The sequence below is a fragment of the Amycolatopsis sp. NPDC005232 genome (assembly GCF_040607795.1).
Lineage (GTDB): Bacteria > Actinomycetota > Actinomycetes > Mycobacteriales > Pseudonocardiaceae > Amycolatopsis.
The window spans coordinates 211,010-232,858 of the sequence record NZ_JBEXHL010000003.1; the positions used below are offsets into that span (position 1 = coordinate 211,010).

General features: G+C 68.9%; 18 protein-coding genes. 8 read left to right on the forward strand and 10 right to left on the reverse strand.

Features of this window, described 5'->3' with window-relative positions; translation table 11 throughout:
• Positions 1 to 29: 29 nt before the first annotated feature.
• From ABZU76_RS08220 to ABZU76_RS08235, 4 genes are read right to left on the reverse strand one after another with little or no spacing between them, the layout of a single operon-like run.
• Positions 30 to 1,037 carry an ABC transporter permease gene (locus ABZU76_RS08220; protein WP_220239762.1) on the reverse strand — a complete coding sequence of 336 codons (1,008 nt, stop codon included), beginning with the start codon at positions 1,035 to 1,037 and terminating at the stop codon, positions 30 to 32.
• Positions 1,034 to 2,575 (reverse strand): sugar ABC transporter ATP-binding protein, encoded by a 1,542-nt coding sequence (locus ABZU76_RS08225; protein WP_354866348.1) that lies wholly within the window; start codon positions 2,573 to 2,575, stop codon positions 1,034 to 1,036. The genes ABZU76_RS08220 and ABZU76_RS08225 overlap by 4 nt, the downstream gene beginning before the upstream one ends.
• Positions 2,576 to 2,583: 8 nt before the next feature.
• The gene (locus ABZU76_RS08230; protein WP_354866350.1) at positions 2,584 to 3,585 is read right to left on the reverse strand and encodes a sugar ABC transporter substrate-binding protein; all 1,002 of its coding nucleotides are present in this window, start codon (positions 3,583 to 3,585) and stop codon (positions 2,584 to 2,586) included.
• Positions 3,586 to 3,625: 40 nt separating this feature from the next.
• On the reverse strand, positions 3,626 to 5,785 hold the full coding sequence (locus tag ABZU76_RS08235; RefSeq protein WP_354866352.1) for a N,N-dimethylformamidase beta subunit family domain-containing protein: 2,160 nt from the start codon (positions 5,783 to 5,785) through the stop codon (positions 3,626 to 3,628).
• 308 nt (positions 5,786 to 6,093) lie between these two features.
• Between ABZU76_RS08235 and ABZU76_RS08240 the strand changes: the two genes are divergently transcribed.
• Entirely contained in the window at positions 6,094 to 6,852 is a 759-nt protein-coding gene (locus tag ABZU76_RS08240) for a TetR family transcriptional regulator (RefSeq protein WP_354866355.1), read from the forward strand.
• A gap of 213 nt (positions 6,853 to 7,065) precedes the next feature.
• A complete protein-coding gene (locus ABZU76_RS08245) occupies positions 7,066 to 8,178 on the forward strand; it encodes a Gfo/Idh/MocA family oxidoreductase (protein WP_354866357.1) in 1,113 nt (370 codons plus the stop codon).
• Between the two features lie 203 nt (positions 8,179 to 8,381).
• On the opposite strand, the gene ABZU76_RS08250 is transcribed toward ABZU76_RS08245, so the two are convergent.
• From ABZU76_RS08250 to ABZU76_RS08265, 4 genes are read right to left on the reverse strand one after another with little or no spacing between them, the layout of a single operon-like run.
• Positions 8,382 to 8,858 (reverse strand): type II 3-dehydroquinate dehydratase, encoded by a 477-nt coding sequence (locus tag ABZU76_RS08250; RefSeq protein WP_354866359.1) that lies wholly within the window; start codon positions 8,856 to 8,858, stop codon positions 8,382 to 8,384.
• 12 nt (positions 8,859 to 8,870) lie between these two features.
• On the reverse strand, positions 8,871 to 9,674 hold the full coding sequence (locus tag ABZU76_RS08255; RefSeq protein WP_354866361.1) for a citryl-CoA lyase: 804 nt from the start codon (positions 9,672 to 9,674) through the stop codon (positions 8,871 to 8,873).
• A 1-nt stretch (position 9,675) separates the two neighbouring features.
• The gene (locus ABZU76_RS08260) at positions 9,676 to 10,914 is read right to left on the reverse strand and encodes a CoA transferase (RefSeq protein ID WP_354866363.1); all 1,239 of its coding nucleotides are present in this window, start codon (positions 10,912 to 10,914) and stop codon (positions 9,676 to 9,678) included.
• 58 nt (positions 10,915 to 10,972) lie between these two features.
• Positions 10,973 to 11,782: an IclR family transcriptional regulator gene (locus ABZU76_RS08265; RefSeq protein WP_220239753.1), complete on the reverse strand. Its 810-nt coding sequence runs from the start codon at positions 11,780 to 11,782 to the stop codon at positions 10,973 to 10,975.
• 208 nt (positions 11,783 to 11,990) lie between these two features.
• Here ABZU76_RS08265 and ABZU76_RS08270 point away from each other — a divergent pair, with 208 nt between their 5' ends.
• Genes ABZU76_RS08270 through ABZU76_RS08295 form a run of 6 tightly spaced genes read left to right on the forward strand, consistent with a single transcriptional unit; the run spans position 11,991 to position 19,943 of the window.
• The gene (locus ABZU76_RS08270) at positions 11,991 to 13,469 is read left to right on the forward strand and encodes an aldehyde dehydrogenase family protein (RefSeq protein ID WP_354866366.1); all 1,479 of its coding nucleotides are present in this window, start codon (positions 11,991 to 11,993) and stop codon (positions 13,467 to 13,469) included.
• Between the two features lie 32 nt (positions 13,470 to 13,501).
• Positions 13,502 to 15,247, forward strand: a complete 1,746-nt coding sequence (locus ABZU76_RS08275) for a thiamine pyrophosphate-binding protein (protein WP_354866368.1) — start codon at positions 13,502 to 13,504, stop codon at positions 15,245 to 15,247.
• A 32-nt stretch (positions 15,248 to 15,279) separates the two neighbouring features.
• Positions 15,280 to 16,440 carry an ABC transporter substrate-binding protein gene (locus ABZU76_RS08280; RefSeq protein ID WP_354866370.1) on the forward strand — a complete coding sequence of 387 codons (1,161 nt, stop codon included), beginning with the start codon at positions 15,280 to 15,282 and terminating at the stop codon, positions 16,438 to 16,440.
• Between the two features lie 52 nt (positions 16,441 to 16,492).
• The gene (locus tag ABZU76_RS08285; protein ID WP_220239749.1) at positions 16,493 to 17,362 is read left to right on the forward strand and encodes a branched-chain amino acid ABC transporter permease; all 870 of its coding nucleotides are present in this window, start codon (positions 16,493 to 16,495) and stop codon (positions 17,360 to 17,362) included.
• On the forward strand, positions 17,359 to 19,188 hold the full coding sequence (locus tag ABZU76_RS08290; RefSeq protein WP_354866373.1) for a branched-chain amino acid ABC transporter ATP-binding protein/permease: 1,830 nt from the start codon (positions 17,359 to 17,361) through the stop codon (positions 19,186 to 19,188). The genes ABZU76_RS08285 and ABZU76_RS08290 overlap by 4 nt, the downstream gene beginning before the upstream one ends.
• Complete coding sequence (locus ABZU76_RS08295) at positions 19,185 to 19,943, forward strand: ABC transporter ATP-binding protein (RefSeq protein ID WP_354866375.1); 759 nt, start codon at positions 19,185 to 19,187, stop codon at positions 19,941 to 19,943. The genes ABZU76_RS08290 and ABZU76_RS08295 overlap by 4 nt, the downstream gene beginning before the upstream one ends.
• A 59-nt stretch (positions 19,944 to 20,002) precedes the next feature.
• Here ABZU76_RS08295 and ABZU76_RS08300 read toward each other — a convergent pair whose 3' ends face one another.
• The gene (locus ABZU76_RS08300; RefSeq protein ID WP_354866377.1) at positions 20,003 to 20,974 is read right to left on the reverse strand and encodes a ThuA domain-containing protein; all 972 of its coding nucleotides are present in this window, start codon (positions 20,972 to 20,974) and stop codon (positions 20,003 to 20,005) included.
• A gap of 61 nt (positions 20,975 to 21,035) precedes the next feature.
• The gene (locus ABZU76_RS08305; RefSeq protein WP_354866379.1) at positions 21,036 to 21,809 is read right to left on the reverse strand and encodes an MBL fold metallo-hydrolase; all 774 of its coding nucleotides are present in this window, start codon (positions 21,807 to 21,809) and stop codon (positions 21,036 to 21,038) included.
• Between the last annotated feature and the right edge of the window lie 40 nt (positions 21,810 to 21,849).

Consider the following 21,849-nt stretch of genomic DNA (forward strand, 5'->3'; position numbering starts at 1 on the left):
TCCTCAAATGCACGAGCGAGCCAGGCCCATCACGTTCTCCGGAGCACCCGGCGCAGAGCGCCGGCCTGCTGCCCGAGTTCGTCCAGGCCGGCCGCGACCACGAGGGCCGCGCCGGTCGCGATGGCCTGTGCGAAGTACGGCACGTTCATCAAGGTCATACCGTTGTTGAGCACGCCGAGGAAAACCACCCCCAGCAGGACACCGAGCATCGTCCCCCGGCCGCCGCTGAACGCGACCCCGCCCAGCAGCACCGCGGTGAGCACCTGCAGCTCGAAGTTGGCGCCGAGCGTGCTCGGCGGCGCGGAGTCGAGCCGCGCCGCGAAGAGCACCCCGCCGAGGCCGGCGGCGAGACCCGTGACCACGAACACCAGCAGCGGCAAGCGTTTCGTCGCGATCCCGGAGAGGAACGCCGCCTCCCGGTTGACGCCGATCGCGTAGACCTGGCGGCCGGCGGGCGTGCCGTAGAGGAACAGCGCGCCGAGCCCGAACACGATGAACGCGATCCACACCGGGACCGGGATGCCGGCGTAGATACCACGCCCCAGCAGCGACATCCCCGTGCCGAAGTCGGCCGGCGGGTCCGAGCGCAGGAACTGCGCGATCCCCCGGTACAGCTGCAAAGTACCGAGCGTGACGATGATCGGGCTGAGCCGGGTGTAGGACACGAGTACGCCGTTGACCAGACCACCCACGGCGCCGACGACGAGGCCGGCGAGCACGGCCAGCCCCCAGTTCAGGTGATGGTCGACGATGAGCAGCCCGGTGACCACCCCGGACAGCCCGACCACCGACCCCACCGACAGGTCCACGTAGCCCATGATCACGAGCACCGCCTGCGGCACCGCGACGATGAGCAGCACGGCGCCCGAGAGCGCGATGTTCTTGATGTTCCCCACGGTGAGGAACAGGTCCGACCCGCTGGTGAAGAAGCCGACCAACACGAGCAGGCCGATCAGCAGTGCCGACCGCAGGACGAGCTCCAGCACCGGCGTACGCCGGGTGGTACTCCCCTCGGGGGTGACGGTTGCCGTCGTCATGGGCGTACCTCCGGGAGGGTGGCTGCGGCGTCGTCGGGCAGGTCAGTGGTGACACCGGTGAACTGATGGGCTTCGGCGAGCAAGGCGGATTCGGTGATGTCCTCGCCGGTCAGCTCGGTGGTGAGCCGGCCGCGGTCCATCACGACGGCGCGGTGCGCGAGCAGGGCGACCTCCTGGGCATCCGAAGACGCGAAGACCACCGCGAGACCGCGGGCGGCCAGCTCCCGGCACACCTGGTAGATCTGCCGCCGGGCCCCGACGTCGACGCCCTGCGTCGGCTCGTCGAGCAACAGCACACCGAGCTCCCCGGCCCGCGCGAGCCAGCGGCCGAGGACAAGCTTCTGCTGGTTCCCGCCGGAGAACTGGCCGCCCTTGCGTCCGCCGTCGGGCGGCTGGAGGTCGACCTGCCGGGCGGTCTCGGCGAACAGCCGCTTCTCGCGACCGTGCCGCCGAAGGCCGAACCGCGCGAGCCGACGGTACGACGGGAGCAGCAGGTTGTCCGCCGCGTTGCGGGTCGGCCACAGCGCCTGCCGGAGCCGGTCCGACGGGACGAGCGCGATCCCGCGCCGCGCCGCACCCGCCGGGGTGCGCGGTGCCGACCGTTCGCCGTCGACCTCCGCGCTGCCGCCGGCGGCGCGGTAGCCGCCGGCGAGCGTCTCCAGAAGCGACGTGCGGCCGGAGCCGAGCACACCGTAGAGACCGAGGATCTCGCCGGATCGCACGTCGAGGTCGATCGGCCCGAACCGCGGGCCGGCCAGGTTCCGCAGCCGCAGCCGGACCGGACCGAGGTCGGCGGGCTCGGCCGGTGCCGTCGGCGCGCCGGTACCGCCGGAGATCACCTCGACGATCCGCTCCGGCGCGACATCGGAGACCTTCTCCCGCAACGCGACCACACCGTCACGAAGGACCGTGACCCGGTCGGCGATGCGGAAGACCTCGCCCAGGCGGTGCGTGGTGTAGACGATGCGCGCCCCGCCGTCCTTCATCTTCGCGATCTCGGCGAAGAGCCGTTCCGTTTCGCTCTCCGACAGCGACGCCGTGGGCTCGTCGAGGATCAGCACCCGCACGTCGGTGCGGTGCCACGCCTTCGCGATCTCGAGGAGCTGCTTGGTGCCCATGGGCAGTCCGCCGACCTTCGTCCCCGGCGCGACGTCGAGGCCGAACCGGTCGAGCAGCTCGGCGGTGACCCGCCGCTGGCCGGCCCGGTCGAGCACCCCGGCGACGGTCTTCTCCTGGCCGAGGAACAGGTTGTCGCTCACCGACAGCACGTCGATCAGCGAGAGGTGCTGGTGGATGGTGGCGATCCCGGCGGCGAAGGCCCGGTTCGGGGTGAGCTGGCCCAGCGACTCGCCGTCGAGCGCCAGCTCACCCGCGTCCGGGGTCACCACTCCGCCGATGCACTTGATCAAGGTCGACTTGCCGGCGCCGTTGGGGCCGAGCAGCGCGTGCACCTCGCCGGGAGCGATGTCGAGATCGACTCCTTTGAGGACGGTGGCCGCGCCGTATCCCTTGACCAGGCCTCGAATGGTGAGCGTCATCGGGTTCCTCAGCTGTAGTCGCTCAGGTAGTCCTTGAGCGAGGGGGTGCTCGCGGTGAGCGCGACCGGCGGGACGTTCACGCCCTTGTTCGGCTTGCCCTCCAACAGGTCCGCCGCCACGTCGGTGACCGCGAAGCCGATGTCACGGATGCGCACCGCGACCGAGACTCGGTAGATCCCGCCCTGCGACACCGCCTGAAGGCCTTCCTTCGACCCGTCCTGGCCGCCGATGAAGATGCCGGGGTCCTTCGGGTTCTTGCCCGCGTTGAGGAACGCCTGCTGCGCGCCCAGGGCGACGTCGTCGTCGTACCCGAGCACCATGTTGAGGTCGGGGTGCGCCTGCAGGACCGTACGGGCGATCTGCTCGCCGTCCGCGCGGGTGCCGGCCTTCTGCGTGGAGACGATCTCGACGTTGCCACCCGCGGCGAAGGACGCCTTCAGGCCGTCGTCGCGCTGCGCACCCACCGCGAGGTCCCGGTTGTTGAGCACGAGCACCTTCACCGGTCCCTGGTGCTGCTTGGCCCACTCGGTCGCCGTCTTGCCGAGCGCCTGGCCGCTCTCGAGGCCGCTGAACAGCACCGAGGCGTCCTGGTTCTTCAGCGGCGAGGCGTAGGAGACGAACACCGTGCAGTTGCCCCGCGCCTGCTGTGCGAGCGGTTCCATCGACGCCGGCTCGAGCGGGTAGGACACGATCGCGGGGATCTTCTGCGTGACCCAGGTCTGCACGTTCTGGGTCTGCTTCTGCAGATCCTCGTCGTCGGCGGTGTACTTCAACTGGTACCCGCGCGCGGTGGCTCGCTGCTCGGCGAACCGCTTGAGGTCGCCGTAGACCGACAGCGACGTCAACGGGTAGTCGAAGCCGATCACCTTGTCGGTGGAGCGCTTGCACGACTGGCCGCCGGAGGCCGAGCCGTTGTCCTGGGTGATGCCACCGCAAGCGGCCAGGGACAGAGTCAAGAGGGCCACCGCGGTGGCGCCGGCCAGCCGGCGGAACGGGACGGGGTGCTTCATCGAAATTCTCCCTGCAATCGGGATTCGGGGGGACCGATTTTCAGACGCGAGCGCGGAAGTTGCCGAGCACGTTGTTCAGCAGCCGGGAAACGTTGTTCTCATAGCCGTTCCACGGCAGGCAGCCGGTGAAGCAGATGGAGCCGACGGAGAAGACCGCACCGCCACCCGGGCGCTCGACGATCACCATGTCGGAGCGGACGAGATCGGACTCGCTGCCGCCCAGCCCGGGGGCGAGCATCAGCACGTCCTCGACGGCGAGCTGGTAGAAGTCGCTGTGGCGCTGTGAGGTGGCCAGCACAGCCGTGTTCGGCGGGCTGCCCAGTGCGAAGTCGCAGCGGTCGAGTTCGTCGCCGCTCGCGCCGTTCATGATCAGACCGAAGTCACCGATGAGATGGTCGTCGATGCCTTCGAAAACCCAGGCCCATTCGGGCTCGTAGGACAGTGGGGTGCGCTCGAAGGGCGGGGCCTTCTCGTCCCAGCCCTGGCTGCACATGCCGACTCCGGCGAGCTTGTTGGGCGACCGGCCGCGCCGGCGCCAGAGCCCACCCGGCTCGCCGGTGGTCGAGTGGTGGCCCTCCCCCGGCTGGATCTCCCAGGTGCGGATCCCGTCCGAGCGACGCACCTCCAGCACACCCGGCTGTCCCGGGTCCTGCGAGGTGACCCAGTAGAACCCGTTGCCGCCCAGGTACATCAGGCAGTGTCCGGTGTCGACGTGACGCTGCAGTGCGTCGAGCATCGCCCCGCTGTAGTACTCGGGGTGCGAGCCGGTGAGCACTACCTGGTAGCCGTCCAGCGCGTGCTCGGGGTCGGCGTGCAGGTCGTGGTCGCTGAGCACGTCGTGCTCGACACCGCTTCGGACGAGCCAGTGCTCGAGGTAGAGGTCGGCACCCAAACTGCGCGGCGCGTTCTGCAGCCACATGCGGTAGTCCGGGCGCAGGTTGAGGATCGGCCGCAACGCGCTCGTGTAGCAGATGCCGGAGCCGTCGCTGTGCAAGTCGTAGAGGCTGGCTCCGAATTCCGGGTGCTCGGCCAGCGTCACGTCGTGCAGTCCCGGCGTGATCGGATGGTCGGTGATGCCGGCGGCCTCGTAGTCGAGGCGGTGCTGGAGGCGTTCGTTTGCGTAGGCCAGGTAGGTGAAGGTCGGGATCAGGTAGGCGACCTTCGGGCGGGGCGCACCGGTCGCGGGCGCCACCACGACCGGGATGTGGTCGGTTTCCTCGCCGTCGCGCGTGGTCCCGCGGAGCCGGACCGCGTAGATGCCGCTCGGCAGGTCGGCCGACAGGTCCACCCGGGCCGTCTCGGGCCAGCCGGCGTCGATCAGGTCGTCGTCGTGGAAGTGGATCGCGGCGTACTGCTCCGGCGCGGCGGCGCTGTCGTGCACCTCGCCGGTCCAGGTGTGCCCCGTCATCGCGCGCGCCGGTTTGTTCACCAGCAGCCCGTGCCGGCCCCGTCCGGAGACGTCCGCGGCGGTGTCGGTGGCGAAACCACGCTCGAAGGCCCACTCGGCGAGCGTGTCTTCACCGGAGGAGAGCACGGGATGCTCGACCTTCCCGTTGAACACGGCACCGGGGAAGTACCGGGTGCCCTCCGACGGGCAGCGCAGCGCGGCGACCACCACCCCGCCCGCGGCCGAAAGGTCCACTTCGGACTCACCACGCAGGCTGACCGGCTTTTCGTCGCCCGGGAACGGTTCCAGCGGCACGATTTCCAATGCCACACCACCGGCGCCGACCTCGGCGCAGACGCGGTACCAGCGCCGGTTCGCCAGCGGCCGGGCGGCCTCGAGCAGCACCGCACCGGCACCGGTGGACAGCCGAAGGCGGCCGGATTCCCCGAGTGTCACCGCGACGACCGGCTCACCCCCGGCGTCCACCACGCTCAGCACACCCTGTTCCCGGCCCGCGTCCACAGTGGTCGGCCAGATCACCACGCCGGCGCTCAGCCGGGTGGTGCCGGCCGGGACGACGTCGTCCGCTCGCAGGCAAGAGCCCACCGGCGTGACCTGCTCCCCCGCGACCACGACCTGGCTGGGGACGGAAGCCACGTCGGTGCTGATGAAGCCGGGGCCAAGCGGGTTCGTGTCGCCGTGCAGGAGCCGGACGAGATCGACCGTGACCTGCCCGCCGTCACCGCTGATCCGGACCGGGAGCGAGTCCCCCGGCCGGGCGGACAGCTGGTCCAGGTAGCCGATCAACCTCATGAACGCTCTCCGCCCATTCGCCTCGTGCCCGAACTTCCACAACAACGGTCGGACCTGCCCTGCGGTTTCTGATTGCGAGGACCGTACATGTGACCGAACTTCCACGCAATACCTCGGATTTACGAGGAGGTTTCCGCTCATCACGTTCTCGTTACGGCGCCGCCAAGGCGCGCAATCCGGGGACGACGACGTTCGTCGGGCGCCGCCGGGCCACCGTCAGCTGTGAGCCGCGGTCCAGGCACGGTAGCCGCTGATCGCAGTGAGCGGGGTCGGGAAGAGCGGCGGGCAGGAACATCACGGCCGCGCGCGTGCTGCAGGTACCCGAGGAGTCCGGCCGCGACGTGCGCCTCAACTCCGCTGCGACGCCTGTGCTCAACGAGGAGGTACTGCAGGCGCAGAGCGCGCAGATCGACACCATCAGCGCCTCGACCTACACCTCCCGCCCATTACTTGACCGACCATTCCACAACAGGTACGGTCGCTTCGTGGCACGGACGAGAGAATTCGACACCGACGCGGCGATCGAGACCGCCATGTCGGCGTTCCGGCGGGCAGGCTACGCGGGGACGTCGATCCAGGACCTCGTGGACGCCACGGGCGTCGGCCGAGGGTCGCTCTACGCGGCATTCGGCAGCAAAGAAGGCCTCTACCTGGCCGTCCTCGACCGGTACCGAGAGCGGTACGCAGAGCCGATCGTCGGCCTGCTCAAGGAAGGCGTGAACACCAAGGCGGTCATTCGCGAGGTTCTGGTGGGCGTGGTCGACGCGACCGTCGAGGACGGTAGCCGTGAGGCCTGCCTCGTGGTTGGCGCGGCGACCGAGCTCGCGCACCGCGATCTCGCCGTGCGCGATCGTCTGCAGGGCACCATCCAGTCACTCGAGGATGCGTTGTTCGAGCTGATCGTTCGCGGCCAGGCCGCCGGCGAGCTCCCCGCCGACCGCAGTGCCGCGACAACGGCGCGACTGCTCGTCACCACCATCCAGGGACTCCGGGTCGTCGGCGCCATCCGACCCGACCGCGCCACGCTCATGGCGACGGTGGACCTCGCTCTGACCTGCTTCTGCTGAGTCCAAGTCCCGAAAAGGCAACTGAACCGCGAACGTGGACTAATTCAGGAACGATCGGTCATTACAGAAAGGTGGCGGTACCCGTCTCTCGCGCAGTTCGGCATCCACCAGCCGTCGATGCCGGAGATCGATTTCGCAGGCGAGGAAACCACTCGATACCCGGTCCAGAAATTCCACCAATCCCCACCTTCAAGTCAGAGGAGAAGCAAACCGATGAATCAGATCGGCGTCGGCATCATCGGTGGCGGCACCACCGGCTGGGCTGCGATCAGTCACGTTCCCGCACTCGCCGCCCTCCGGGGTTTCGCCCTGCGGGCCGTGAGCACCTCCAGGCGTGTGTCCGCTGATGCGGCAGCCGAGGCGTTCGGCGTGAAGGGCTACGACAACCATGACGACCTCATCGCCGATCCGGACGTCGACATCGTCGTCGTCGCGGTCAAGGTCGCGCACCATCGTGAGCTGACGACCGCCGTCGTGGCCGCGGGCAAGACGGTTTTCACCGAGTGGCCGCTCGCGATCGATCTCGAGAACGCCGAGGAGCTCACCCTCATCGCCGCCGCGAAGGGCGTCAGGACGATCGCCGGGCTGCAGGGCCGTTTCGCGCCCGAGGTTCGCTACGCGCGCGATCTGATCGCAGACGGGTATGTCGGCGACATCCTCGGCACCACGCTCGTCGGTTCCGGTGCCGCATGGGGGCCGACGGCCACCAAGGCGAACTCGTACTGGTACGACGACAAGAAGGGCGTCACCACGTTCACCGTCCCGACCATGCACGCGCTCGATGCGGTCAATCACGTCGTCGGCGACTTCGCCGGCATCACCGCAGACCTCGTGCGCCGCCGCGACCAAGTCACCGTCGCCGACGACGGCAGCATCCTCACCGTCACCGCTCCCGACCACGTCGCGATCAGCGGGGTGCTCACCAGCGGCGCCGCGGCTTCGATCTACTACCGCGGCGGCGTCTCGCGCGGCGACAACCTGCGCTGGGAAATCAACGGCACCGCGGGCGACCTTGTACTTACCTCCTCCACCGGCAACTTCCAGGTCGCCGATCTCACCCTCTCCGGCGGCCGCGGCGACGACATCACCGTGCAACCCCTGACGGTGCCCGACGCCTACTACAGCGACGTCCCTCGCGACCTCTCCGGACCCGCGCACAATGTCGCGCAGCTGTACGCGCAGCACGCCCGCGACCTCGCGGAGAACACCTCACTCGTCCCGGACTTCCGGCACGCACTGCACCGCCACCGCTTCATCGACGCCGTGAACCGCGCGGCCTCCACCGGCGTGCGCCAGCTCATCCCGGCAGCCGGAGTCACACCGTGAAGTCGGTTGGCATCCTCGTCACGGCGGACCCGAACTGCTCGGCGCAATCGAGCGGCCCACCCCGCACCCCAGCGCCGGCGAAATCCGGATCCGCAGGCAGGCGGCCGCGGTCGATCCTGAACAAGCGAGCAGCGTCTTGTCCTTGCGGTTGACCAGAACCACCGTGCCGGCCGACCTGGACCTACCTCTCCTGAGGGCCTGATTCACCACCCCGCGGCCACGTTCCCCGATGCCTCCGCTGCCACCCGGTTCTGAACCTTGAACACGAGTGCCTCCACGGCCAGGGCGTAACCGTGCCAGCCCGCGCCGGCGAGGTACACCGCGGCCGAGGGGGCGAAGATGTCGTTGCGTTCCTTGCCGTCGAGGGCGTGCCACTGGGAGATGTGCACGACGGCGAACGGGCGATCGGTGTCCCTGATGGCGTCGAGGAGCGAGTAGGCAACCGGGGTGAGCCCGGCCGGGTTGATCACGATCGCGTCGACCGCGTCGCGGTGGGCGTGCACCCAGTCGACGAGCGCGCCCTCGTGGTTCGACTGGTAGTGAACGGCCGTGGCGCCCCACCGCGCCGCGGTCTGATCAACGTCGGTGGTGATCTCGGCGAGCGTGGTGGTCCCGTACTTCTCCGGCCGGCGCTCCCCCAGCAAGTTGAGGTTCGGACCGTGGAGGACGGCGATTCGCATCAGTTTCCCGTCTCAGCGGTAGGTGGGCAGGATCGAGGTCGGCATCGGGCCCTTGTTGCGCCGGCCGGAGTTCGTTTCCTCCCAGGCGTGCGCGAGGATGCCCACACTGCGGCTCAAGACGAACAGGCCCCGCGCGAGTTCGGGCGGGAACCCGAGTTCGGCGTAGATCACGGCGGTGGCTCCGTCGATGTTCATCGGCACGGGCTTGCGGCGCCCTCGGTTGAGCTCCGTCTCGACCGCCCGGGCTGCCGCGACGTGCCTGCCCTCGACAACTCCCGCCGACACCGCCTTGTCGACCAGGCCGAGCAGCGGGTCGCGCCGGGGATCGACCGGGTGGAACCGGTGACCGAACCCGGGCAGGTACGGGTCGCGCGCACGGTACTCGGCGACCACTTCCGCCGTCGCGGCGTCGAGATCCGCTCCCGCCGACTGGCGTTCCACGATGTCGGACAGCAGTTCCACGCACTGCTGTCCGGCGCCGCCGTGGGAGTCGCCGAGAGCGTTGACGCCGGACGCGATGGCGTTGTTCATGCCGACGCCGCAGGTGGCCGTCATCCTGGCGATCGCGATGGAAGGTGCCTGCGGGCCGTGGTCGACGGACGCGACCATCGCCGCTTCCAGCAGTGCTTCCTCGTCGGTGGTCGGGCTGCTGCCGCGGACCATCAGCCAGATCGTCGACACCAGGCCGCGGTGGCCGATCAGATCCTGCACAGGGACGCCCCGCAGCTCGACCACGCCGGGTTCCATGCGGCAGATGCTGTTGGCCCACCAGTCGGCGACATCGTCCACAGTGGTCTGCGCAGGTGTGACAGCCATGTCAGTCCCTTTCGGTTCGGCCGGGCGACACCTGGTCGGGGATCGGGCGTGCCGGCGACGGGATGCCGGTGGCGCGCCAGCGCCGGACGAGTTCGGCGGCTTCGTCGTTGTGCTGCCCGAGCCACGGTGGCCCGGCGGTCGGTCGGAGTGGTTCACCGTCGACGAGCACGCCGTTGCCGCTGGCGCGCAGGGTTCGCTCGGGATCACCGGGGAACCCGATCTCGGTGAAGAATCCGCGGTGCGCGAGCTGTTCGGATTTCAGTGCCTGCGGCACCGTCAGGATGCGGGCGGCGGGCACTCCGGCAGCCGACAGCTCCGTCTCCCACTCCTGCGAGTTTCGAAGCCGCAGCGCCCGGTTGAGCTCATCGCTGAGCTCGGCGCGATGGCGTTTGCGGTCTTCTCGATCGGCGAACCGCGGGTCCGCCACCAGATCCGGCCGTCCCACGAGACCGCACAGCGTCACGAACTGCTCCTGCCGGTTCGCGGCGATGTTGAGGGGGCCGTCCGCGGCGAAGAAGGTCCCGGACGGCGCGGCCGTCGCGTTCTCCCGTCCCATCGGCTCCGGAGGGATTCCGCTGATGACGTAGTTGGACACCACCCAGCCCATCGCCGAAATGGACGCCTCGAGCATCGACAAGTCGAGGAAACAGCCCTCGCCGGACCGTTCACGACCGACCAGCGCCGAGGAAATCGACAGCGCCGCCATCAGCCCGCCCACAGTGTCCGCGACCGGGAAGCCGACCCGCAAGGGTGCGGTGTCCTCCGTGCCGGTGACGCTCATCATTCCCGACAGGCCCTGGATGATCTGGTCGTAGGCGGGCGCCTGGCTCAAGGGTCCGGACTGCCCGAACCCCGAGATCGCGCAGTAGACGAGCCGGCCGTTGAGCTGCCGCAACCGGTCCCAGCCGAAGCCGAGCCGCTCCAGCACTCCGGCGCGGTAGTTCTCGAGCAGGACGTCGGCCCCACGGACGAGGTCCTCGAACAGCGCGCGCTGCACCGCGTCCTTCAAGTTCAGCTCGATCGACTTCTTGCCGGCGTTCTGCGCCAGGAACGAGGCGCCGAGGCCCGCCCGGTTGAGCTCCGCGTCCGGTCCCAGGCTCCTGGCCAGGTCCCCGGATCCGGGAACCTCGACCTTCACCACCTCGGCACCGAAGAGCATCAGCTGGTAGCTGCAGTACGGACCGGCGAGAACATTCGTCAGGTCCAGTACCCGGATGCCGCGAAGCGGTCTCCTCTGCATTCCCTCTCCTTGTGCGCCGCCCGCATCAGCGCGGACGGCACGTCGTGTCGGGCCGGCTTCACCCGGCGAAGGGATGGGCGAACCCCCGCTCCGCCATGCGCGCGGCAACAGATTTGAGATCGTCGACGAACTCGGAAATACGGTCGTCGGGAAAACGCACGGTCGGCCCGCTCAGCGACAACGCCGCCACAACAGTTCCCGCCGCGCTGACAATCGGAACCGCCACCGCCGAAAGACCTGCTTCGCGCTCGCCGTGGCTGAACGCGAAACCCTGCTCGGCAGCCTCCGTCACCGTCGCCTGCAAAGCAGGTAAGTGCTCGACTCCGTCGGGCGAGCTGCGGGCGATGCGCGTCAACAGGGCGGCAGACGCGTCGCGCAGCAGCACCTTCGACGACGCACCTGCCCACAGGGGAAGCTCGTCTCCGACGCGCACGACGTGCCGCAGTGATTGAGGACTCTCTTGCTGAGCAACACAAACCCGGTAAACATCACGCAAGACGTAAAGGTTGACGGTCTCCCGCTGACGATCCCCCAGCTCGCGCATCAGCTGCTTGGTTTCCGCGGGAAGCTCCCAGCTCTGTTTGGCCAGATGTGCCCAGCGCCAGAGACCCGGCCCCGCCATGTACCCCTTGGGCGTCGCCCACAGGAGGCCATTCTGCTCGAGGGTCTGCGCCAAACGGATCACCGTCGTCTTGGCCAGACCGGTTTCCTTCACGATGTCGGAGATCGACACCGTGGGCTGAGTTTCCGTCAGCAGCGCCAGAATGTCCAGTGCCCGTTGGACACTGCGCACGCCCTGCGACTCGCCGCTTTCCTGCGACGAGTTTTCCGTCTGGTCGACGGCTTCGTCGGCACCGGCCCGCTTCATGACCAACTCTCCCCTTGCCCATTGTCGTAATCGTTTTGCCCAGCATCCTCGGGTTTCGACCCGGATTTCGAACCGGGTGGCCACCCTGGGCCGGTTCGTAACTTCTTCGGCTCGAAGTCTTGCCAGCGCCTGTCGCCAACCGTACGTTACACGGAGTCCGCAGAGTGGTCCAGATGTACCGTTTGATGGTTCACAAGGGAGTGTGGCGGTGCTGCAGGAGATTCTCGAATCCTCGACATCCGATGACGCCATGGAGGCCGCCGCGTTCGTCGGCGGCAAGTGGACACGCGACGGACCGCCGACCGACCGGATGGGTCCGTACGTCCGCAGAGTGGTGACGAAGTCGTACCCCGCGTCGGAAACCCAGGTGGCCGACGCTCTGGCCTACGCCGCGGAGAACGCGCCCGTCGTCGGGCACCTCGCACCGGCGACCCGGGCCGCGATTCTCGAACGTGCGGCACAGTCGGCGATCGAGCACCGGGACGCGATCGCCCGGCTGATCGCGCTGGAGCTCGGCAAACCGCTCAAGGACGGGCGGGGCGAGCTGGACCGCGTGGCGGACACGTTCGCCGTGTGCGCCAACGAAACCCGGCACATCGGCGGCGACATGCTCCCGGTGTCCGGCTGGGACCGCGGCGTCGGCAACACCGCCATGACCTTCCGAGCCCCCGCCGGTGTCGCGCTGGCGATCACACCGTTCAACGCCCCCGCGAACCTGCTGGCCCACAAGCTCGGCGCGTCGTTCGCGGCCGGCAACACCACAATCGTGAAGGCGCCGCCCCAGGCTCCCGCGACGACAGCCGCGATCGTGGCCCTGCTCCTCGACGCCGGCATGCCCGTCGAGGCGGTCCAGCTGCTGCACGGCGGCGGCGAGGTCGGAGCCGCGTTGTGCGCGGGCGACGCCGTCGCCGTCATCAGCTTCACCGGCAGCGCGGAGACCGGGGCCGCGGTCGCGCGGGCAGCCGGCGCGAAACGCCTCGTGCTGGAGCTCGGCGGCAACGCCGCCACCCTGGTGTGCGCCGACGCCGACCTCGCGCACGCCGCCCGGACCTGCGCCCGGACCGGGTACAGCAACTCCGGGCAGAGCTGCATCTCGGTGCAGCGGGTCTACGTCCACCGAAGCCGCTTCGACGACTTCCTGACCGCCTTCCGCGACGAGGTCGCCCAGCTCAAGGTCGGGGATCCACTCGACCCCGCGACCGACGTCGGGGCGATGGTCGACGAACAAGCCGCCGCACGCGTGGAGCAGTGGGCCGCCGACGCGAGCCTCGGTGGCGCGCGGGTCCTGCTCGGCGGGACCCGCGACGGCGCCACGCTGCTCCCGACCATCGTGGCCGACCCACCCGGCGACGCCGACGTCGTGGTCAAGGAAGTCTTCGGCGCCCTCGTCGCCGTCCTGCCGTTCGACGACCTGGACGACGTCATCCGCGCCTGCAACGCGAGCCGGTTCGGCCTGCAGGCCGGGATCTTCACCCAGGATATCCGCACGATCTTCACCGCGTGGCGCGAGCTGCAGGTCGGCGGGCTGGTCGTGAACGGCTCGTCGAACTACCGGCTCGACCACATTCCCTTCGGCGGTGTCAAAGACTCCGGCTTCGGCCGGGAGTCACCCGCGCACATGATCGACGACTACACCGTCGTGAAGACCCTGATCCTGCGCGGCACCTCGATCTGGGGCGAGCAGTGACCGAGACCAGTGACAAGAGGAGCGACGCACCGATGACCGCACCCGCCCCGACGACGACCGCAGCGGAAGCACTCGTCCGGCAGCTGGAGTCCTACGGCGTCGAGTACGTCTTCGGCCTGTGCGGCCACACCAACATCGCCTTCCTGGACGCACTCGGGCGCAGCAGCATCGAATTCGTCATGGCCCGGCACGAGCAAGCGGCCGCCCACGCTGCCGACGGATACGCCCGCGTCTCGGGCAAACCCGGAGTCCTGCTCGTGCACGCGGGTCCCGGCATGATGAACGCGGTGACCGGTGTCGCCACCGCCGCACTCGACTCCGTCCCGCTCATCACGATCTCCGGCGATGTCCCGTCGTACTACCACGGTCGCCACCCCCACCAGGAGGTGAACCTCCACGCCGACGCCGACCAGACCGCCATCTACCGCCCGTTCGTCAAGCGCGCCTGGCACATCCACCGCGCCGAGGACCTGACCAGGTTCACCGAGCGCGCCTTCTGGACGGCGACGTCCGGCCGCAAGGGCGCGGTTCTGCTCAACGTCCCGATGGACCTGTTCTCCCGCCAGGTCCGCGTGGTGGACTACCCGCTGGTCGAGCAGGTCGCGACGCCGGCGTTGAGCGACGCGGACGCCGCGCGGATCGCCGAACTGCTCGTCAACGCGAAGCGTCCGTTGATCTACCTCGGCGGCGGTCTGCGCGGGCCGGCCGGGCGGGCGGCGCTGCTCGACCTCGCCGAGCACCTGGACATCCCCGTCGCCCACTCGCTCATGGCCAAGGGCACACTTCCCGACCGGCACCCGCTGGTCATGGGCATGACCGGCTTCTGGGGCCTGGAGCTCACGAACGACTACACCCGCGACACCGACCTCGTGCTCGCGCTGGCGACCCGCTTCGCCGAGACCGACGCCAGCTCGTGGGACTCCGACTACACCTGGCGGTTCCCGCCGGCACAGCTGATCCAGATCGACATCGACGCCGCCGAGATCGGCCGGAACTACCCCGTCGCCCTCGGAGCCGTCGCCGACGTCAACCACGCGGTTCCGGCGATCACCGCGGCGGTGCGAGCCCTCGCCCCCGAGCGGGTCTCCAGGCCCGGCCTGCGGGAAACCATCACCACCGCCCGGACGACGCTGTTCGAGTCGAGCCAGGAGCGCGGCCGCAGCGACGATTTCCCCCTCCGGCCGGAACGCATCCTCGAGGACCTCCGCACCGTCCTGCCGTCCGACTCCGTCCTCGTCACCGACGTCGGGTGGAACAAGAACGGCGTGGCCCAGTGCTACGAACTGCCCGAGGACGGCCGGTTCATCACCCCTGGCGGAGCGTCCACAATGGGCTTCGGACCGGCGGCCGCGGTCGGCGTGCAGATCGCCGCGCCCGAGCGGGTCGTCGTCGCCCTGGTGGGCGATGGCGGGATGAGCGCGCAGCTGCCCGCCATTCCGCTGGCCGTCGAGCAGGGCCTGCCCGTGATCTTCGTCGTGATGAACAACCGGGCCCACGGCACCATCGCGGACCTGCAGGCCGGGAACTTCGGGCAAAGCTTCGGCTGCGAGTTCCTCGACCGCGACGGCAATCCCGCGTCGCCCGACTTCGCCGCGCTCGGCCGTTCCTGCGGCGCCGACGGATACCTGGTCGAGACCCCGGAGGGCCTCGGCGAAGCACTCCGCGACGCGGTCGCGCGCCGCCGGCCGGCGGTCCTCGACGTCCCGATGGTCAACGAGCCGGTGCCGACTCCGGGGCACTGGAACATCAAGGACATCTACCAGGGCGTCTTCGAATAACTCCGCACTCCTGACACAACGAGGTGGCATTCATGATCCGATTCCGACGTGGGCGCGTGGTGGCGTCCGCATTGGCGGTGCTGGCGGTGGGCGTCGGCAGCGCCTGCAGCGCGCCTGGGAGCTCGTCGAACACCAGCGCTTCGACGACCGGTCCCATCAAGATGGCCGTCGTCGACGCCCAGAGCGGCCAGCTCAGCTCGCTGGGCGCCTGGGAATACAAGGGCGCGAAGCTCGCCGTCGACCAGTGGAACGCGAAAGGCGGGGTCAACGGCAGGAAAATCCAGCTCGATGTGTTCGACGACACGGGCGACCCCACCATCGGCACCAACCTCGCTCGCAAGATCGCCAGCGAGGGCTACGTCGCGATGATCGGCACCGCCGAAAGCGCGGTCACCGTCGCCATGGCGCCCGTCCTGCAGCAGGCCAAGATCCCCAGCATCACCTCCGGGCAGTCCCCCTCGATCACCGCGGTGAAAAGCCCGTTCCAGTTCCTCAACGGCCCGACGAGCACGACCTACGACGAGACCCTGGCCAAGTACCTCGTCGACCAGAAGAACCTGAAGAACATCGCCTTCATCAGCAACAACGGCTCCTACGGCAAGGGCGAGCACGACGCCTTCGGGAAAGCACTGGCCGATCGGGGAATCAAGCCGGTCGACGACCAGGTGGTGACCACCGACCAGAAGGACTTCAGCGCGGCGCTGACGTCCATCCGGCAGAAGAACCCACAGGTGCTGTTCGTCGGCACCGAGGAGGTCGAAGCCGGGCTCATCGTCAAACAGGCGCGCGAGCTCGGGCTGAACGCCACCGTGGCCGGCGCGGCACCCATGGGAACGACCGTCTACCTCCAGACCGCGGGCGCCGCCAACGCCGAGGGGACCGTCGTGAGCAGCCCCTACCTCAGCAATGACACCAGTGACGCTTCCCGCTCCTTCGCCCAGGCCTACAAGACGGCCTACAACGAGGACGCCGAACTGCACGGCGCGAAATCCTTCGACGGCACGAACATTTTCCTGACTGCGATGAAGAACAGCAACGCCGCGACCGGTCAGCAGCTGGCCGATGCTATCCGCGCCACCCAGTACCCGGGCCTGCTCGGCACGTTCACCTTCGACCAGACCGGCGTCGGCATCCACGCCACCTCGATCGGCGTCATCACCGGCGGGAAACTGATCGCCACCGCCACCAGCTGATCCTGCGGGGGCCGCGCCCGGCGCGCGGCCCCCGTCTGTGAAAGGACTTTTCATGCAAGTCTTTCTCCAGACGCTCGTGGGCGGGCTCAGCTTCGGCGCTGTCTACGCCCTCGTCGCCATGGGCTTCTCGATCGTCTATCGCACCATGGGCCTGGTCAACTTCGCACACGGCCAGGTCGTGATGGTCGGCGCCTACGCGGCATCGACCTTCTACATGTCCTCCCGGCTGCCGTTCGTCCTCGCCATCATCGTCGCCATGGTCGTCACCGGCCTCATCGCGCTGGTGATGGAACGGGTGCTGCGTCCGTTGGAGAACAAGGACTTCGACCTGATGCTGATCGGCACGATCGGCTTCGGCGTCGTGCTGGAGTCGCTCGCCACCATCATCTGGGGTGCGACCGGCCGCGCCGTTCCCACCCCGGTGGGCTCCCAGCCCCTCGACGTCTTCGGCGTGCGCATCCGCACCTACAGCCTCGTCGTGCTCGGGATCGCCGCGGTCGCCACGGTGCTCCTGCTCATCTTCTTGCAGCGGACCAAACGAGGTGCCGCCATGCAAGCCGTCGCCATGGACCACGAAGCGGCCACCGCGGTCGGCATCCACGTCGGACGCAGCAACGCCATCGCCTTCGCGATCGGCGCCGGGCTGGCGGCGCTCGCCGGCGGCCTCGTCGGCCCACTTCTGTACGTGAGCCCGACCATGGGCGGGGCCCTAGGCATCAAGGGCTTCGCCGCCGCCATCCTCGGCGGCTTCGGCAACATCACGGGCGCGATCGTGGGCGGGCTGGCCATCGGAATCCTGGATTCCTTCGCCGCCGGCTGGTTCCAGGGCTACTCGGACCTGGTGGTGTTCCTCGTGTTCACCGTGATCGTCATGGTCAAACCGACCGGCCTGTTCGGCGAGCGGACGGTGAGCCGGGCATGAACCTCCTCGTGCGCAACCGCGGCCTGAGCGCGCGGATCGCCGGAATCGTCCTGCTCGCCTTCCTCGCCTGGCTCCTGCCCTACGGACTCGACGGCTACGGCATCCACGTCGTCAACATCGCGATCGTGTTCGCCCTGCTGGCGGTCGGCATGGGCATCGCCATGGGCGTAGCCGGGCAGATCAACCTCGCGCAGATCGCGTTCTTCGGCGTCGGCTCCTACGCCCTCGCCATCTTCACCACCGCCTCCGGGCTCGGGTTCTGGGTCTCCGCCGTGCTGGCCGTGATCGCCACCGCGGCCGCGGGACTGGTCGTCGGCATTCCCGCCCTGCGCGTGCAATCGCACTATCTGGGCATCGTCACGCTGGGGCTCGCGCTGGCCTTCACCAACTGGGTGACCAACGCGCACATCGCCGGCGGAGCATCAGGCATCAGCGGCATCCCGGTTCCGCCGCTGTTCGGGATCGACCTGACCAACGAGTACCTGTACTACTACCTCGAACTCGTCGTGTTCGCGCTTGCCGTGGCGTTCGCGGTGTTCGTCGTGCGCACCGCATTGGGCCGGCGCCTGCGCGCCATGCGCGACGACTCCATCGCAGCCGGCGCCGTCGGGGCGCCCGTCCCGGTACTGCGCATGACCGCGTTCCTCGTCTCGAGCGTGTACGGCGGCGTCGCCGGAGTGCTCTACGCGGGGCTCATCCACTACATCGCGCCCGAGACGTTCAGCGTCGCCAACATGTTCCTCCTGCTGGCCATGGTCATCATCGGCGGCCGGCAGAGCATCCCCGGGTGCATCGTTGGCGCGGTCGCCCTGTCCCTGGTCCGCGAAGCGCTCACCGACTTCTCCGTCTACGCGCAACTCGGCTACGGCGCGGTCGTCGTGCTCATGGTCGTCTTCGCACCGGCGGGGCTGGCCGGACTGCCCACACAGATCCGCCGGGTACTGCGGCGGAGGAAACCCGCCGACCGGGCCGTCCTCGGGCCATTCCTCCCCTACCCGCCCACCGAGGGGAGCCGGCAGGGCGCACCGCTCGAGATATCCGGGATCAGCAAGCAATTCCGCGGGTTGAAGGCGCTCAAGGGCGTATCGTTGTCCGTCGAGGCCGGCGAGATCCGCGGCATCGTCGGCCCCAACGGTTCGGGGAAGACAACGCTGTTCAACGTGATCAGCGGGCTTTACACCGCGTCGACAGGCACAGCGGCCATCGGGGACCTGACCCTCACCGGGCGCCGGACCCACCAACTGTCCCGCGCCGGCCTCTCGCGGACGTTCCAGAACCTGCGCCTCTTCGGCCAGCTGACGGTCGAGGAGAACCTGCTGGTCGCGCTGGATCGCTCATCGATGCGTTCGCTCTGGCACTACGTGCTCTGGCCGGTCGGTGTCTGGCGCGCCGAACGCGCTCTGCGCCGGGATGCCCGCGCTTTGCTGAGCCGGTTCGGCCTCGAGGACTTCGCCGACGCGGCCCCCCGGTCACTCCCGTACGGGATCCAGCGCAGGGTGGAGCTGGCCCGGGCCATGGCCGCCGACCCGAAGGTGCTGCTCCTCGACGAGCCGGCCGCGGGTCTCAACGGACAGGAAGTGGGCCAGCTCAAGGAGATCGTCCGATCCATTCGCGACAGTGGAGTCACCGTCGTGCTGATCGAGCACAACATGAGCCTGGTCATGTCACTGTGCGACCGCGTCACCGTCCTCGCCGGAGGCGGCGTGATCGCCGAAGGCACTCCCGCCGAAGTCGCGATCCGGCCCGAGGTCATCGAGGCCTACCTCGGAGACTCGTTCAGCGTCGCCGAGGTCGCCCACGCAGTGGAAACAGAGGTCATGCCGTGAAGACCGAGCAAAGCGGACACCCGCGCGAGGCCGGCCCCGGCCTCGCGGGCGACCTTCGCGTCGAGAACCTCTCGGTGCGCTACGGCGGAGTCCAGGCCGTCAGCTCCGTCGGTTTCACCGTCGGAGCGGGGTGCTGCATGGGCATCATCGGGGCCAACGGAGCCGGCAAGACCTCGACGTTGAAGGCACTCATGGGCCTCGTCCCCCGGTCCGTCGGCGGCTTGTGGTTCGGCGACCAGGATCTGACCAAGGTGAAACCCAAGGACGTCGTGCGCCACGGCATCGGCTACGTCCCCGAGGGCCGGCATGTGTTCGACGGCCTCTCCGTGGAGAAGAACCTCCTTCTCGGCGCGTACCTCAAGCCGTGGCGGGGCCGGACCCGACAAGTCCTGCAAGAGGTGTACGAGATGTTCCCCGTGCTCGGCGAGATGCAACACCGCCTCGCCGGCGCCCTGTCCGGGGGCCAGCAGCAGATGCTCGCCATCGGGCGGGCCCTCATGTCCGAACCCAAGCTGGTCTTGCTGGACGAGCCGTCCATGGGGCTGTCCCCCAAGCTCGTCGAGGAGGTCCTCGCGAGCCTGCAACGCCTCTCCGAGGCCGGCCTCGGGCTGCTGCTGGTCGAGCAGAACGCGAAGCTCACCTTCGAGGCCACCGAAACCTGCCTGGTCATGGAGAACGGCCAGGTGGCGATGACCGGCAGCTCCGCGGACCTCAGCCACGACCCGCTGGTCCGGCAGATCTACCTCGGCCTCTGACAAGCTCACCCCACGAGAGAGGGCCCCGGCTTCGTCGAAGCCGGGGCCCTCTCTCGTGATCAGCGGCAGAACGGCGCCGCGCCCGCAGCGGACTTGATCCCGCCCACGATCAGCGACTGGAAGTACCGCGCGCCGTCGGAGGTGGTCGAGTTGGTGTAAGCCCAGTCCTCGTGACCGAGCGTCGTCACCCACGACCTGCCACCGTCGTAGTACTGGCACCAGGCCACCGGGTGGTTGGTCCCGTGGCCGGGGTGCCCCATCGAGCCCTTCACGCCCTCGGCCAGGCTCGACTCGTCCACCTTCGCGAGGAAGCGGACGTTGCTGGGGAAGGGATCCAGGTTGTACCACTCGTCGGTGAAGGCCCAGCGGTTCGGCAGGTTCTTCGTCGAGACGTCGTTGCGCTCCACCGTCTGCACGGTGCCGGCCTGCGCGGGGCCGTGATCGTAGTAGTTGGTCCCGCCCAGCAGTCCTTCGTACCAGGGCCAGTTGTACTCGGTGCCGAAGGCGTTGTGGATGGCCACGAAACCACCGCCGCCGCGGATGTACTGGCGCAGTGACGTCTGGGCCGAGTCGTCGAGCGCGTCACGGCTGGTGCTGAGGAAGATCACGGCGTTGTACTTGAACAACGTGTTCGGGCTCGCCAGCTGGGTGACGTCCTCGGTCCAGTCGACCGCGAAACCGTTCTGCTGCCCGAGCTTCACCAGCGCCTTCTGCGCGACGTTGGCGTCGGCCAGCGGCGGATTCATACCGGGGCCGAGCGCGGGGCCGAGGTTGGCGTGGCGTGGCCCCGCCGTGCGCGAGTAGACGAGGACCTTGATCCCCTTGGAGAGGTCGAAGTTGCCCCAGTTGTGGTAGCAGCTGGAGTCGAGGCCGCGGCACACCCCGTACTGGGGATCGCCCAGTTGTTGCGCACCCGTCTTGCCACTGCCGTCGTGGGCCGACGCGGGCATTCCGAAGGCGAGCACGGTCGCGAGTGCGGCGGCGGACGCGCTCGCCAGAGCTGTCAGCACCGTTGCCGAACGTCTCTTCATGGTTCTCCATCCTGTTCTGGACACAGTGGACCTGCCGTCGAAGCCGGCAGGGGAATCGGATTCAGAGTTCGAGCAGTTGCCCGTCGAACGCCACAGCGGCGTTCACCTCCGCCAGCGCGGACGCCTCGTGGGCGTTGGGAAGCACCAGCGGATTGGTGTTGTTGAGGTGGGTGAACAGGTACCGGGGTCCGGGATGCCCGGCGAGGAAAGGCAGAGCCTCGGTGATGGCCAGGTGCCCCATGCCCGACGCCGGACGTCCGGGCCCCATCTCTTCCTCGGTGAGGAAAGTACCGTCGAGCGCGACGACGTCCGCACCGTCGATCACCGTGGCGAACTCGTCGGTCCACGCGGCGAGGCCCGGCGCGTAGACGAAGGCTCGCGTGCCGGGGCCGGAATCGAAGCGGCACGCGCTGACCCACTCGCCCGACGGCGCCGTGCCCGCGTACCTGGGCCTCTTGCTGCTCAGCACGGTCAAGGTGACGCGGAGCCCGCCTTCGAGCTCCACCGGCGTTCCGGGTGCGAGGTGGTGTTCCCGAAGCTGCGTGTACGAGCCGATCGTGGTCTCGATCGGAAACCCGGATCGCAATGCCTTGTGGACGGTCGCGGTGGCGTAGACGTCCAGGCCGCCGGCTTCGCGGAGGGTGAGCAGCCCGAGGGTGTGGTCGAGTTCGGCGCTGGTGAAGACCACCCCGCGGACGGGTGATTCGCGCGATCCCGCGGCCGGTGCCAGCTCCGGTGTCGCGAGCAGTTGCGTCCGCAGGTCGGGCGAGGCGTTGGTGAGGTACCACGACTCGCCGTCACCGCTGACGGCCAGGCAATCCTGGGTGCGCGACACCCCGGCTCGGCGCGCCCGCACACAGGTTGCGCAGCCGCAG